Raw genomic sequence first — 12,908 nt, forward strand, 5'->3', positions numbered from 1 at the left:
TTCGGGGGCTCAGTCGATCGGCTGCTCCAGGGCGAGCCCGTCGTGCTCGTCCACCTTGCGCACCGTGGTGCGCAACTCGGTGACCGGCATCAGCCAGATCGCCACCAGGGTGATCACCGTGAAGAAGCCGGCGACCACGAAGATGAACCCGGTGCTGTCGCCGTAGGCGTGCTGGACGATCGTCAGCAACGGCTCCGGGAGCGCATCCAGGTCCAGCGTGCCGCCACCCGTTGCGTCCTCGGGCACGGGCAATCCGTGCTCGGTGAGCCCGGTGGCGATGTGGGCGCTGACCCTGTTGGTCAGGATCGCGCCGAGGACGGCGATGCCGATCGTGCCGCCGAGCGAGCGGAAGAACGAGACCACGCCGCTGGCCGCCCCGACATCGCGGACGTCGACGGTGTTCTGCACGACCAGGACCACGTTCTGCATCAGGGTGCCCTGCCCGACGCCCATCAGCACCATGAAGATGCTCAAGTGCCAGATCGGGGTGGTGTGGTCGGTCAGGCCCATCAGCATCAGCCCGCCCATCAGCACCACGGTGCCGACCAGCATGATCGGCTTCCAGATTCCGGTGCGGGTGATGAGTTGTCCCGAGGCGGTGGCGCCGACCATGCTGCCCAGGATCAGCGGGAGCATCAGCAGCCCGGCCTGGGTGGGCGAGAACCCCTGGGCGACCTGGAAGAACTGGCTGAGGAAGACCGACGTACCGAACTGGGCGATGCCCACCGCGATGCTGGCGATGACGGCCAGGATCGTGGTGCGCTCCAGCAGGATCTTGGGCGGGATCAGCGGTTCCGCGTGGGAGCGCTCGACCACGACCAGGGCCAGGGTGGCCAGCACCGCCGGCGCCAGCAGGTAGACGGTCTCGCGCGAGGCCCAGTCGAACGAGTGACCCGCGAACGAGACCCAGACCAGGGGCAGGCTGGCGGCGATCGAGATCAGGATCGCACCGAGCCAGTCGATGCGCACCCGGCGCGGGACGTTCTGCACGTGGAGGAACTTCTGCAGCATCGCCAGGCCCGCCAGGGAGATCGGCACGGCGGCCCAGAAGCACCAGCGCCAGCCGACCGTATCGACCAGGAGGCCACCGATCAGCGGGCCGGAGACCGTGGCCACCGCCATCACTGCGGCCATGTAGCCGCTGTAGCGACCGCGTTCGCGCGGCGGGATGATCGAGCCGATGATCGCCTGCGAGAGCGACATCAGTCCACCGACACCAAGGCCCTGCAGGCCACGGGCAGCGAGGAGTTGCGGCACGTCCTGGGCGAACCCGGCGACCAGGGAGCCGAGCAGGAAGAGGACGCCGGCGATCTGGACCAGCAGCTTCTTGTCGAAGAGGTCGGCCAGCTTGGACCAGATCGGGCTGGTCACCGTCATCGCGAGCAGGGTGACCGTGACCACCCAGGTGTACTGGGTCTGGTTGCCCTTCAGGTCCCCGATGATCGTGGGCAGGGCGGTGCTGACGATGGTCGAGCTGACCATGGCCACGAAGAGCATGGAGAGCAGGCCCGCCAGCACCTCGAGGATCTCGCGGTGACTGAGGTCGGGTTCGGTGTACGCCGCGGACTGGTCGCTCATGCGTCACTGCCCTTCTGTGGCCGCCCGAGCGCGGGGGCCAGGTGGTCGGAGATCTGGTCCAGCAGCGCGGCCGCGGCGTACACCTGGTCGTCGTCCCAGTCGGCGAACTGGGCCTGCATGCCGGAGATGTACGCCGTACGCAGCGTGGTCAGGCGGCTGCGGCCCACCGGGGTGAGCGAGACCAGTTCGGCGCGCCCGTCCTCGGGGTCGCGGCGCCGGGCCACCAGGCGGTCCTCCTCCAGCGGCACGAGTTGGCGGCTGACAGCGCTCGCACCGATGCCGAGCTCGTCGGCGATGAATCCCGGGCGGCACTCCCCGCGCTCGCTGAGGACGCGCAGGATCGTGACGTCGGAGCGCTTGAGGCGACCGGGCAACTGCACCCAGAGACCCTGGGTGGAGCGCAACGTGCGGGTGAAGCGGAAGAGGCTGGTTGCGAAGTCATCGAAGGGCCCGGGCGAGGAGCCGTCGTCGACCGCAGATTGCTTGACCATGTCAACAATCATGACATTGGTTGCTTTACTCAACCAACTACGCGGCGCTGTGACGATGCGCACGCGGCCGGCTCACCCACGTGGCAAGCCGGAATGCGTCAGTGCGCGAGGCCCAGTTCGGCCATCCGCTCGGCGTGGCGCTCGGTGAGGCGGTTGAACATCCGGCCCAGGGAAGCAAGGTCCATCCCCGGGCGGTCCACGCCACCCGCCAGCAGCGCGGAGAGGGCATCGTGGTCGGCAGCGATCCGCTGCGCCTGGGTCAGCGCCTCCCCCATCAGGCGACGCCCCCACAGGGCCAGCGGACCACCAACCCGCGGGTCGGCCGCAATGGCGTCACGCACCCGCTGCACCACGAACTCACTGTGTACGTCGCGCCGCAGCGAGGCCAGGATCAGTTCCCGGGTCTCCACGTCGACGAAGGCCGCGATCTCGGCATAGAAGTCCCGCGCCAGGCCGTCGCCCACGTAGGCCTTGACCAGGCCCTCGAGCCAGTTCGACGGGGACGTGTGCCGGTGGAAGGCCTCCAGCGCCGGCTCGAAGCGTGCCATCGCCTCGTGTGGATCCACGCCCAGCGAGGCCAGGCGATCACGGAGCTTGAGCAGGTTGTCCACCTCGACCGCGGCCATGGTGACCAGGGCAATCCGGTCCTCGAGTTCCGGCGCCAGCTTGGCGTCCTCGGCGAGCCGCTCGAAGGCAGCGAGCTCGGCACAACTGATCACACCGAGCAGGTCGACCACCGCTGCCTGGTAGGCCGGATCGGAGATGGCGACACCCTCGGCGGCAGATGTGGATTCAGTCATGGGTGCAGCGTACCGATAGACTCGGCCACATTGCGTGGCGCGACCCGAGTTGCGCCCCTTGTCTCGGCACCAGTCGCCGGACCACTCGGCTGGCCAGGCCGACGCGCATGTGCGCGGCAGATCCGCCAACCGGAGTCGGCCGCACAGACCTACTCATGGAAGCGACACACTGCACGTGACTACCTTCAGGGACCTTGGCGTCCTGCCCCAGATCTGCGATGCCCTCGAGCGCGCTGGCATCACCGAGCCCTTCCCGATCCAGGAGATGACCCTCTCGGTCGCCCTGATGGGGACCGACCTGATCGGCCAGGCCCGCACCGGGACCGGCAAGACCCTGGCCTTCGGCATCCCGGTGCTGCAGCGCTCGGTGGCCGTCACCGACCCGGACTACGTGGAACTCGAGGCCGGCAAGCCGCAGGCACTCGTCGTGGCCCCGACGCGGGAACTCGCGCTCCAGGTCTCCAAGGACCTCCAGCTCGCCGGCTCCGACCGCGGCATCCGGGTGCTGACCGTCTATGGCGGCGTCGGCTACGAACCCCAGCTCGAGGCCCTCGAGGCCGGTGTCGACGTGGTCGTCGGCACCCCGGGTCGCCTGATCGACCTGGCCAACCGCAAGGCGCTGGACCTGGGCCACTGCAAGTCCGTCGTCCTCGACGAGGCCGACGAGATGCTCGACCTCGGCTTCCTGCCCGACGTGGAGAAGCTCCTCTCCAAGACCCCCGAGACGCGCCAGACCATGCTCTTCTCGGCCACCATGCCGGCCGCGATCATTGCGCTGGCCCGCACCCACATGCGCCACCCGATGAACATCCGCGCCGAGTCATCGGCCGACAACCAGACCGTGCCCGCCACGGCCCAGTTCATCTATCAGGCACACGACCTCGACAAGCCCGAGATCATCGGCCGGATCCTGCAGGCCGACGAGGCCGACAAGGTCATCATCTTCACCCGCACCAAGCGGCAGGCCCAGCGCGTCGCCGACGACCTCGTCGAGCGCGGCTTCAAGGCCAGCCCGCTCCACGGTGACATGGCCCAGGTGGCCCGCGAGAAGGCGCTGACCAAGTTCCGCGAGGACAAGATCAAGGTCCTCGTCGCCACCGACGTGGCCGCCCGCGGCATCGACGTGGCCGGCGTCTCCCACGTGATCAACTACACCTGCCCCGAGGACGACAAGACCTACGTGCACCGGATCGGCCGCACCGGCCGCGCCGGCGCCACCGGTGTCGCCGTCACCTTCGTCGACTGGGCCGACGTCACCCGGTGGAAGGTCATCAACAAGACCCTGGACCTGCCCTTCGAGGAGCCGCAGGAGACCTACTCCACTTCCGAGCACCTCTTCCACGACCTCGGCATCCCGGCTGGCACCAAGGGCCGGGTCAAGGACCCGGAGCCGGCACCTGCGCGCGAGGGTTCCCGCTCCGGCGGGTCGCGCAACGGCGGCCGTCGCGGTGGCCAGGGTCGCAACGACGCCGGTGGCGAGAAGAAGACCGAGGGCGCTCCGCGCAACCGCAACCGGCGTCGGCGGCGTACCCGCGGGGGCAAGCCCGCCGCAGCGGCTGAATAGACGCTCCGACTTGTGCGGTGCTGTTGACGGAAATCGGGCGCACAGCACTACTTGAGTGACGATAACCCCGCGTTACATGGGGGTTAGACGACGCACTCGTCAGGTCAGACGACGATGACCGGGGTGCCGATTGGCGCGAAGTCCCACAGGGCGCGGGCGTCGTCGGCGTCCTGCCGGATGCAGCCGTGCGAGAGTGGGGTACCGAGTTCGGCCACGCCCTGCACCGGCTCACCGCGGTGGACCGGGATGTCGTGGAAGCCGATCGCGGCCCGCTCCCCGCGCGCGAACCGGACGAACCAGTTCATCGTCCCCGAGTCCTCGATGCCATACGCCTTCTCGGAGCGGGAGAAGACCGCATAGGTGCCCTTCGCCAGGTTGTCATAGACGCTGCCGGAGACCGGATAGGTGCGGCGTACGGTCCCGTCGGCCTCGACCAGCCAGACCCGTTGCTGGTCCTGGCTGAAGACCACCCGATATCCCTCACCCGAGTCGGGCGGCAGGACCTCCGGATCGTGTTCCAGGACCACCTCCCGTGCCACCTGCGGCGAGTCCGGCAACCGGAGCACCCCTTCCGCCATGGAAGCGGGAGCCACCCCGTCGTCGATCCGGGGGACGGTGACGCGCTCCTGGACCGCGGCGATGCCGAGGCCGACCACCAGGGCCGTGACCAGGCAGGCGCCCGCAAGGCTCAGCCACCGGCCCCGTGCCGGCGACGACTCCTTGCGGTGGCGGCTCATCGTGCCAGTGTCACTTCCTGCGTTCGACCAGGTTCACGGCCACGTCGCGATAGGCCCGCGCGCCCTTGCTGCTGCGACTGGTGGCCAGGATCGAGCGACCGGCCGCAGGCGCCTCGGCGAACTTGATCGTCTTGGGGATCGGCGGCTCGACCACGTCGAGGTCATAGGTGTCCGAGATCGTCTCCAGGACCTTGCGCGCGTGGTTGGTCCGGCCGTCGAAGAGGGTCGGCAGCACTCCCCACACCTCCAGCCCACGGTTGGTGAACCGGCGTACGTCGTGCACGGTGTCCAGCAACTGCCCGACCCCACGGTGGGAGAGCGTCTCGCACTGCAGCGGGATCAGCACCCCTTCCGCAGCGGTCAACGCCGCCACCGTCAGCACGCCGAGCGAGGGCGGGCAATCGAGCAGCACCCAGTCATAGGCGGCTCCGGACTCGGCCAGGTCCTCCATCGCACCCTTGATCACGTGCTCGCGCCCGGTCCGGGTGAGCAGGTCCGCCTCCGCCCGCGCCAGTTCGATGGTGGCCGGCAGCAGGTCGACCCCGTCCTCGGTCTCGATGATCACCTCGCTCGCGTCGAGGCCCTTGGTCAGGACGTGGTGCACCGAGAGCTCGAGGTCCTCGGGGTCGATGCCCAGCGAGAAGGTCAGGCACGCCTGGGGATCCAGGTCCACCAGAAGCACCCGGTGGCCGAGCTCGGCCAGGGCAGCCCCCAGCGAGGCAACAGTGGTCGTCTTGGCGACGCCGCCCTTCTGGTTGGCGATCGCGAGCGTTGTGGTCGTCATCAGGCCCAATCATGCCACTGCGCGGACCCGCGCGGGTCAGGGACGCAGCACGCCGGGAGCCGGACGTCCCGATGCCTCGGCCGCCGCCGCGGCGAGCTCCACCAGGCGCTCGTACTGCTCCGGCTCGGTCGTGTTGCAGCCCAGGTCGTGGTCCACCTTGCCGAGCCCGTGGTGATCACTGGATCCGGTCCGGACCAGGTCCAGGTCCACCGCGATCGCGCGCAGCGCAGCACGGGCCTGCGGCGAGTGGTCCTGGTGGTCGATCTCGATCCCGGCCAGACCGAGTTCCTGCAGCCCGGCGAGGTCCTCCTGCTGCATCCCGGCCGGGTCGGTCCGCCCCCACGGATGCGCGATCACGGTGACTCCCCCGGCCGCTGCCACGATGCCGATCATCTCGCCGAGGTCGGCGGCATTGCGCTCGACGTACGCCGGACGGCCCGGCTTCAGGTAGCGCTCGAACGCCTCGGTCCGGTCGGCCACGGCCCCCTTGCTGATCAAGAGGTCGGCGATGTGCGGACGCCCGGTGGCCGCCGGGTCGCCGGCCAGCCGGTGCACCTCGGCCTCCTCCAGGTCGAGGCCCAGCAGGCCGTTGAGCTTGGCCAGGATCGCGGGCACCCGGGCATTGCGCCCGTCCAGGACCTCATCCAGAGCCGCCACCAGCGGTGGGTACGTCGGATCGGGCAGGTAGGCGAGCAAGTGCACGCTGCGCCCCTTGTAGCGGGTGCTGATCTCCATGCCCCTGACCAGTTCGATGCCCACATCCCCGGCGGCCCGGGCCGCCTCGTCCCACCCGTCGCTGGTGTCGTGGTCGGTGATCCCCAGCACGTCGAGGCCGGCCCCGGCCGCGGCGCGCACCAGGTCAGCCGGGGAGTCGGTGCCGTCGCTGGCGCGGGAATGCGTGTGGAGGTCGATGCGCACGGCAGCAGCGTAGACGACACCTCACCAGTGGGCGCCCGGACCGCCGAAGGGGGCATCCAGGAGCGCCGCCCCCAATCCGGAGATGTCGACGAGACCGATGTCGCGCGCGAGCAGCATCACTGCCGAGGCCGGTTGCAGCACCAGCCACAGCCACCGGCCCGCCGCCTCACCGGCGACCACGATCCGCTCCATCCCTTCGCCACCCTCCGGCGTCGGGATCGCCCATACCGGCACCGCCTGCGACTCGACCCGCACCCTGGCCATCGCCCGGTCCGCGGCGATCTCGTGCCCCGGATCAGAGTGGACCGTGCCCGCGATCCGGGCGCCGAGCCCCGTTCCAGGCTCCTCGCTGACCACGATCAGGTCGATCGGGCCGTCCTCGTCGGTCCAGCCGACCACCGACGAGACCGTCGCCCGGCTCACCCCAGCGTCGTGGACCACGCCGAAATCGACGACGCTCCAACCCGATGGCAGCGGCCACGGCAGATAGGTGGGGAAGTCGGCGGCCCGGGACAGGTGCTCGGCCAGGGCGTCGTACGTCGCGGTCTCCGGGCGCCACAGGGGCGCCGCCACCGCTCCGTGGGTGGGGCAGGTCAGGTCCGTGGCCAATCCGGTCGGGCACCGGGGACAACTGGCACGCAAGTGCATCACCCCACGGTGCGGCAGGGTGCCGACCCCGTCAAGGGCGCTGTGTCATGCTCAATCGTGACCTCCGCTGCCACCACCAGCCGCTCCCGCGCCGCCGTGGCCTGTGCCTTCGCTGCCCAGGGCCTGGTCTTCATCAGCCTCACCACGCGGTTGCCGCGGATCAAGGAGGCCTGGGGCATCGGCGAGATCCAGCTCTCCGGGCTGTTGCTGGGGATGGTGCTGCTCGCCGGCCTTGGGTCCGCGATCGCCGAGGCACTCGCCCGGCGCCACGACAGCGGGACGGTGCTGCGCGCCGGCATGGTGGTCATCGCGGCTGGCGCCGTGACGGTGGCCCTGGCCCCGGCGTACGTCGTCTTCGTCGCAGGCCTGGCCGTCTACGGCGTCGGCCTGGGCATCGTCGATGCGTCGGGCAACATGCAGGCGGTGGCCGTGGAGCGGCACATGGGGCGGACGATCCTGCCGTCCTTCCACGCAGCCTGGACCTTCGGTGGCCTGATCGGTGCCGGGCTCACCCTGGCCATCCCCCAGCTGGCGCCGGTGGCGGTGATCGCCGTACTCCCGGCCATGCTCGCCCTGGCGCCGTTCCTGCCCCGCGTCGGTGACCCCACGGCCCACGATCCAGGCGTCGACGTGCCCTGGCGGCCGATCGTCCTGGTCGGGATCACCCTGGTCCTCTTCTACATGGTCGACACGGCCTCGACCACCTGGGGACCGACGTACCTGGACTCGACCTTCACCACGCCCGAGCGGCTGGTCGCGATGGCCACCTTCCCCTACCTGCTGGCCACCCTGGTGATGCGCCTGTCCGGTGACTGGCTGGTCACCCGCTTCGGCCCGGTCCCGGTGCTCCGCGCGGCGGCAGTGGTCTCGGCAACCGCCCTGGCGGTCGTCGTGGCCGCGCCGACATGGCCGGTTGCGGTGGCGGGGTTCACCCTGCTCGGCCTCGGCGCCGCGGTGATCGCGCCGCTGAGCTTCTCCGCCGCCGGACGGATCGCCAGCGACGGCGTACTGACCGAAGAGGCACGCCGGGCGCGGGCCAACGTGGTCATCGCCCGGTTCAACCAGTTCAACTATGTGGGTGCCCCTGCTCGGGGCCGTGCTGACCGGACTCGTCGGCGCGGACTCGCTGCGGATCGGGTTCGCCGTGCCGATGGTGCTGGTGCTCGCGGTGTGGCCGCTCGCCCGGCACTTCGCCGTGCCGGGCACCGCGGAGGAGACTCCGCTGCGGACCTGACCGGACTCAGGAACCCCCGCCGCCGGCCTTGCGGCGGTGCATCTTGGGGGCACCGCCCTCGACTTCGGAACCGTGCACCTTTTCCCGCACCGGCTTGCCGTCTGCATCCGTCGGATGGGAGGCCTGGTTCTTCCGGTCAAGTGCCTCACGCATCCTGGCCTTCAGGTCGGCATTGGCGTCACTGGCATCAGTCATCACGCACTCCCTCTCGGATGTTCGGATCGATCCCCGATGACCCCACCATGGCATTCCACGGCCACCGCGCCAAGCGATTTTCGCCCGGCAACCCCGATCGGGTGGCACGATGGCCCGTGCACGCGTCCACGCATGAGGGGAAGCAATGACACGACTCGCACGCAGCATGCTCGTGGCCGTCCTCGGCCTGGTCGTGCTGACCGGCTGTGGCGGGGAGGAGGCCCCGGATCCCGAGTCCGAGGCGAGCCCGAGCGCCACGGACGCGTCCAGGCCGGCCCCGGAGGAACCGACCGTCACCGACACCGACTTCGGTGCGCCGGCCGATGGCGCCGCGATCGCCGGGACCGGACATGCCTACCGGCTCCCGGAGGGCTGGGGGGACATCTCCGAGACGGCCCTGGCGCTGGACGTGCCGGTGGACTCGGCCGCGGCCGAGGAGAAACCCACCGGTGGGTTCCAGGACAACGTCACGGTCCTCGTGCAGGACGTGCCGGCCGGCACCACCCTGGACGACCTCGAGGCGGCAGTGCCTGGCCAGTTGCTCGACCTCGTGCCCGAACTCGAGCAGCACCCACGCGTCGTGCTGGAGGGACATCCCGCCCTGCACCACAGCGGCATGGCCACGCAGGACGGAACGAACTTCTTCCTCGACGAGTACGTCGTCCTGGCCGACACCACCGTCACCACGATCACCTTCTCGTTCTCCGACTGGCTCGCCCCGGAGAAGCGGGACGCCGTGGCCAACGGCGTCCTGGCGTCGTGGCAGTGGAAGTGACCAGCCCTTCCAGCTAAGCGAAAGGCCGCGACACGCCGTACGTACGGCGTGTCGCGGCCTTTTCCTTCGGCTGAGCGGTGGTGCTCCTCGGATCAGCCCTTGAGCTTGTAGTCCTTGAGCAGCGAGCGTCCGATGATCATCTTCTGGATGTCGGAGGTGCCCTCGCCGATCAGCATGAACTTGACCTCGCGCATCAGGCGCTCGATCTCGTACTCCTTGGAGTAGCCGTAGCCCCCGTGGATCCGGAAGGAGTCCTCGACGACCTCGTTGGCGTATTCGGAGGCAAGCATCTTGGCCATCCCGGCCTCGACGTCCATCCGGGTGCCGGTGTCCTTGAGCCGCGCCGCCCGCACCATCATGGTGTGCGCGGTCTCGACCTTGGTCGCCATCTCGGCCAGGCGGAAGAGCACTGCCTGGTGGTCGGCGATCACCTTGCCGAAGGTCTTGCGCTGCTGGGCATAGGCGATACCCAGCTCGAAGCCACGCCAGGCCAGACCGCAGGCACGTGCCGCCACGTTGACCCGGCCGACCTCGACGCCGTCCATCATCTGGAAGAAGCCCTTGCCCGGCTCACCACCCAGGATCTGGTCGGCGGAGATCTGGTGGCCCTCCAGGACCAGCTCGGTGGTCTCGACGCCCTTGTAGCCCATCTTCTCGAGCTTGCCGGGGACGGTGACGCCCTGGGCGGTCTCGCCGAAGCCCGGCTCCTTCTCGACCAGGAAGGTGGTCATGTTCTTGTAGACCGAATCGGCACCCTCGTCGGTCTTGGTCAGCAGGGCGACCAGGGTCGACGTACCGCCGTTGGTCAGCCACATCTTCTGGCCGGTGATCGAGTAGCTGCCGTCCTCCTGCTTGGTCGCCTTCGTGGAGACAGCCGACACGTCGGACCCGAGCGAGGGCTCGGACATCGAGAAGGCACCGCGCACCTCGCCGGTGGCCATCTTGGGCAGGTACTTCTGCTTCTGCTCCTCGGTGCCGTGGTTCATCAGCAGGTAGGCAACGATGAAGTGGGTGTTGATCACACCGGAGACGCTCATCCAGCCGCGGGCGATCTCCTCGACCACCAGGGCATAGGTGAGCAGCGACTCGCCGAGACCGCCGAACTCCTCGGGGATGGTGAGCCCGAAGATGCCGAGCTCCTTGAGCCCCTCGATGATCTCGGTCGGGTACTCGTCCGCGTGCTCGAGCTCCTGGGCAACCGGGATGATCTTTGCGTCGACGAACTGGCGAACGGTCTTGAGGATCTCCTGCTGGATGTCAGTCAGGTCCTCGGTCTGGCACAAACGGCCCATCTTCATTCCTTTCGGGCGCCGGGAACCTCGGCACGCTAACACGCAGAGGCCGGGCGAGCGGATACGGTTGTCTCCCGTGAGCACCTCCCCGTCCCGCATCTTCGTCGCCCGCCTCGTCGGGCTGCCGATCTTCGACCCCCAGGGCGACCAGGTCGGCAAGGTCCGGGACCTGGTCGTCTCGGTGCGCTCCGAGACCAGCGCGCCGCGCGTGCTCGGCCTGGTCGCGGAAGTCTTCGGGCGGCGCCGGATCTTCGTGCCGATGACCCGGGTGACCAACATCGACGCAGGTCAGGTCTACACCACCGGCCTGCTCAACATGCGCCGCTTCGAGCAGCGGCCCACCGAGACCCTGGTCATCGGCGAGATGCTGGACCGCACCGCGAAGGTGATCGGCAGCGACATCTCCGGCGCCGTGTACGACGTGGCGATGGAGCAGGCGCGCAACCGTGACTGGGTGCTCAGCAGGGTGGCCATCATGGAGCCCGGCCACGGCCTGCGCCGCCGTGGCCAGACCCACGTCCTGGAGTGGCAGGAAGTGACCGGTCTCACGCGCCAGCAGGAGACCCAGGCCGCCACCCAGTTGCTCGCCAAGCTCAACGAGATGCGCCCGGCCGACGCCGCCACCGTGATCCACGACCTGCCGCGCGAGCGTCGCGCCGCGGTGGTCACCGAGCTCGACGACGAGCGCCTGGCCGACGTCCTCGAGGAGCTGCCCGACGAGGACCAGGTCGAGATCCTGCAGTACCTCGACAACGAGCGCGCTGCCGACGTCCTGGAGGAGATGTCCCCCGACGACGCCGCGGACCTGATCGCCGACCTCGCCCCGGAGACGGCTGCCGAACTGCTGGAGCTGATGGAGCCCTCGGACGCCGAGGACGTGAAGCGGCTGATGTCGTACGCCGATGACACCGCCGGGGCGATGATGACCGTCGAGCCGGTGATCCTGCCGCCCGACGCCACCATTGCGGATGCGCTGGCCCATGTCCGCAACCCGGAACTGACCACCTCCCTGGCAGCGCTGGTCTATGTCTGTCGTCCCCCACTGGAGCCCCCGACCGGGCGGCTGATCGGGGTCGCCCACATCCAGAAGTTGCTGCGCGAGCCGCCCTCCACCCTGGTCGCCGGCGCACTGGACACCACGCTGGACCCGTTGCGCCCGGACATGGGGATGGACCAGGTGGCCGCCCACATGGCGACGTACAACCTGGTTGCGGCACCGGTGGTCGACGAGGACGGGCGCCTGCTGGGCGCGGTCACCGTCGATGACCTGCTCGACCACATGCTCCCGGAGAACTGGCGTGAACTGATGCTGCGACGAGGGAGCGCTGCGCATGGCTGAGGAACGCAGGCCCCGCCTCGACGTCCCCCGCGACGTACGCCGTCGACTGGTGCCGCGACGACAGGGCCGCTCGGACAGCTTCGGCATCTTCGCCGAGGACTTCGCCCGGTTCATGGGCACCGCCCGCTTCCTGATGTACATGACGCTCTTCATCGTCGTATGGCTGATCTGGAACGTGGTGGCGCCGAGCGGGGCCCGCTTCGACATCTACCCCTACATCTTCCTGACCCTGATCCTGAGCCTCCAGGCGTCGTACGCCGCCCCGCTGATCCTGCTCGCCCAGAACCGGCAGGAGCAGCGCGACAAGGTGGTGGCCGAGCAGGACCGGCAGGCCAATGCCCGCGCCCATGCGGACATGGAGTTCCTTGCCCGGGAGGTCGCCTCGTTGCGGATGGCGCTGGGCGAGGTCGCCACCCGTGATTTCGTCCGCTCCGAGCTGCGTGGCTTGCTATCCGAACTGGACGAGCGCGACGAGCGGGAGGCACCCGCGCCCGGGGGCACCGCACAGCCACGGGGCGAATCGGGGCGGAGCGGCCCCACAGCGTAGTCTTGA

The 12,908-nt window shown here is 69.3% G+C and carries 13 protein-coding genes and 1 pseudogene; 5 read left to right on the forward strand and 9 right to left on the reverse strand.

Annotated features, from left to right (window positions below; all coding sequences use genetic code 11):
• Positions 1-9 precede the first annotated feature (9 nt).
• The 3 genes from Q9R27_RS08920 to Q9R27_RS08930 form a co-directional block, all read right to left on the reverse strand.
• Positions 10-1,578 (reverse strand): MDR family MFS transporter, encoded by a 1,569-nt coding sequence (locus tag Q9R27_RS08920; RefSeq protein ID WP_311252020.1) that lies wholly within the window; start codon positions 1,576-1,578, stop codon positions 10-12.
• Complete coding sequence (locus Q9R27_RS08925; protein ID WP_311252021.1) at positions 1,575-2,069, reverse strand: MarR family transcriptional regulator; 495 nt, start codon at positions 2,067-2,069, stop codon at positions 1,575-1,577. The genes Q9R27_RS08920 and Q9R27_RS08925 overlap by 4 nt, the downstream gene beginning before the upstream one ends.
• Positions 2,070-2,167: 98 nt before the next feature.
• Positions 2,168-2,869 (reverse strand): ferritin-like fold-containing protein, encoded by a 702-nt coding sequence (locus Q9R27_RS08930; protein ID WP_311252022.1) that lies wholly within the window; start codon positions 2,867-2,869, stop codon positions 2,168-2,170.
• Between the two features lie 175 nt (positions 2,870-3,044).
• On the opposite strand from Q9R27_RS08930, the gene Q9R27_RS08935 reads away from it, so the two are divergent.
• On the forward strand, positions 3,045-4,433 hold the full coding sequence (locus tag Q9R27_RS08935) for a DEAD/DEAH box helicase (RefSeq protein WP_397219664.1): 1,389 nt from the start codon (positions 3,045-3,047) through the stop codon (positions 4,431-4,433).
• A 104-nt stretch (positions 4,434-4,537) separates the two neighbouring features.
• On the opposite strand, the gene Q9R27_RS08940 is transcribed toward Q9R27_RS08935, so the two are convergent.
• Genes Q9R27_RS08940 through Q9R27_RS08955 form a run of 4 tightly spaced genes read right to left on the reverse strand, consistent with a single transcriptional unit; the run spans position 4,538 to position 7,520 of the window.
• On the reverse strand, positions 4,538-5,170 hold the full coding sequence (locus tag Q9R27_RS08940; RefSeq protein WP_311252023.1) for a L,D-transpeptidase: 633 nt from the start codon (positions 5,168-5,170) through the stop codon (positions 4,538-4,540).
• 10 nt (positions 5,171-5,180) lie between these two features.
• Positions 5,181-5,954: a ParA family protein gene (locus Q9R27_RS08945; protein ID WP_311252024.1), complete on the reverse strand. Its 774-nt coding sequence runs from the start codon at positions 5,952-5,954 to the stop codon at positions 5,181-5,183.
• A gap of 36 nt (positions 5,955-5,990) precedes the next feature.
• Positions 5,991-6,872, reverse strand: coding sequence for a PHP domain-containing protein (locus tag Q9R27_RS08950; protein ID WP_311252025.1), 882 nt, complete (start codon positions 6,870-6,872; stop codon positions 5,991-5,993).
• A 21-nt stretch (positions 6,873-6,893) separates the two neighbouring features.
• Entirely contained in the window at positions 6,894-7,520 is a 627-nt protein-coding gene (locus Q9R27_RS08955) for a DUF6758 family protein (RefSeq protein ID WP_311252026.1), read from the reverse strand.
• A gap of 96 nt (positions 7,521-7,616) precedes the next feature.
• Here Q9R27_RS08955 and Q9R27_RS18755 point away from each other — a divergent pair.
• Positions 7,617-8,477 (forward strand): annotated as a pseudogene (locus Q9R27_RS18755) (MFS transporter); the annotation flags it as partial.
• A 283-nt stretch (positions 8,478-8,760) separates the two neighbouring features.
• Here the strand turns inward: Q9R27_RS18755 and Q9R27_RS08975 are convergent.
• The gene (locus Q9R27_RS08975) at positions 8,761-9,117 is read right to left on the reverse strand and encodes a DUF5302 domain-containing protein (RefSeq protein WP_311252030.1); all 357 of its coding nucleotides are present in this window, start codon (positions 9,115-9,117) and stop codon (positions 8,761-8,763) included.
• Between Q9R27_RS08975 and Q9R27_RS08980 the strand changes: the two genes are divergently transcribed.
• Entirely contained in the window at positions 9,095-9,724 is a 630-nt protein-coding gene (locus Q9R27_RS08980) for a hypothetical protein (RefSeq protein WP_311252031.1), read from the forward strand. The two genes, Q9R27_RS08975 and Q9R27_RS08980, sit on opposite strands and share 23 nt — an antisense overlap.
• 92 nt (positions 9,725-9,816) lie before the next feature.
• Here Q9R27_RS08980 and Q9R27_RS08985 read toward each other — a convergent pair whose 3' ends face one another.
• Complete coding sequence (locus Q9R27_RS08985) at positions 9,817-11,016, reverse strand: acyl-CoA dehydrogenase family protein (protein WP_311252032.1); 1,200 nt, start codon at positions 11,014-11,016, stop codon at positions 9,817-9,819.
• A gap of 76 nt (positions 11,017-11,092) precedes the next feature.
• Between Q9R27_RS08985 and Q9R27_RS08990 the strand changes: the two genes are divergently transcribed.
• Positions 11,093-12,355 (forward strand): magnesium transporter MgtE N-terminal domain-containing protein, encoded by a 1,263-nt coding sequence (locus tag Q9R27_RS08990; protein WP_311252033.1) that lies wholly within the window; start codon positions 11,093-11,095, stop codon positions 12,353-12,355.
• Positions 12,348-12,902, forward strand: a complete 555-nt coding sequence (locus Q9R27_RS08995) for a DUF1003 domain-containing protein (protein ID WP_311252034.1) — start codon at positions 12,348-12,350, stop codon at positions 12,900-12,902. The genes Q9R27_RS08990 and Q9R27_RS08995 overlap by 8 nt, the downstream gene beginning before the upstream one ends.
• Positions 12,903-12,908 lie beyond the last annotated feature (6 nt).

It is taken from the genome of Nocardioides sp. AE5 (genome assembly GCF_031844485.1).
Taxonomy (GTDB): domain Bacteria; phylum Actinomycetota; class Actinomycetes; order Propionibacteriales; family Nocardioidaceae; genus Nocardioides.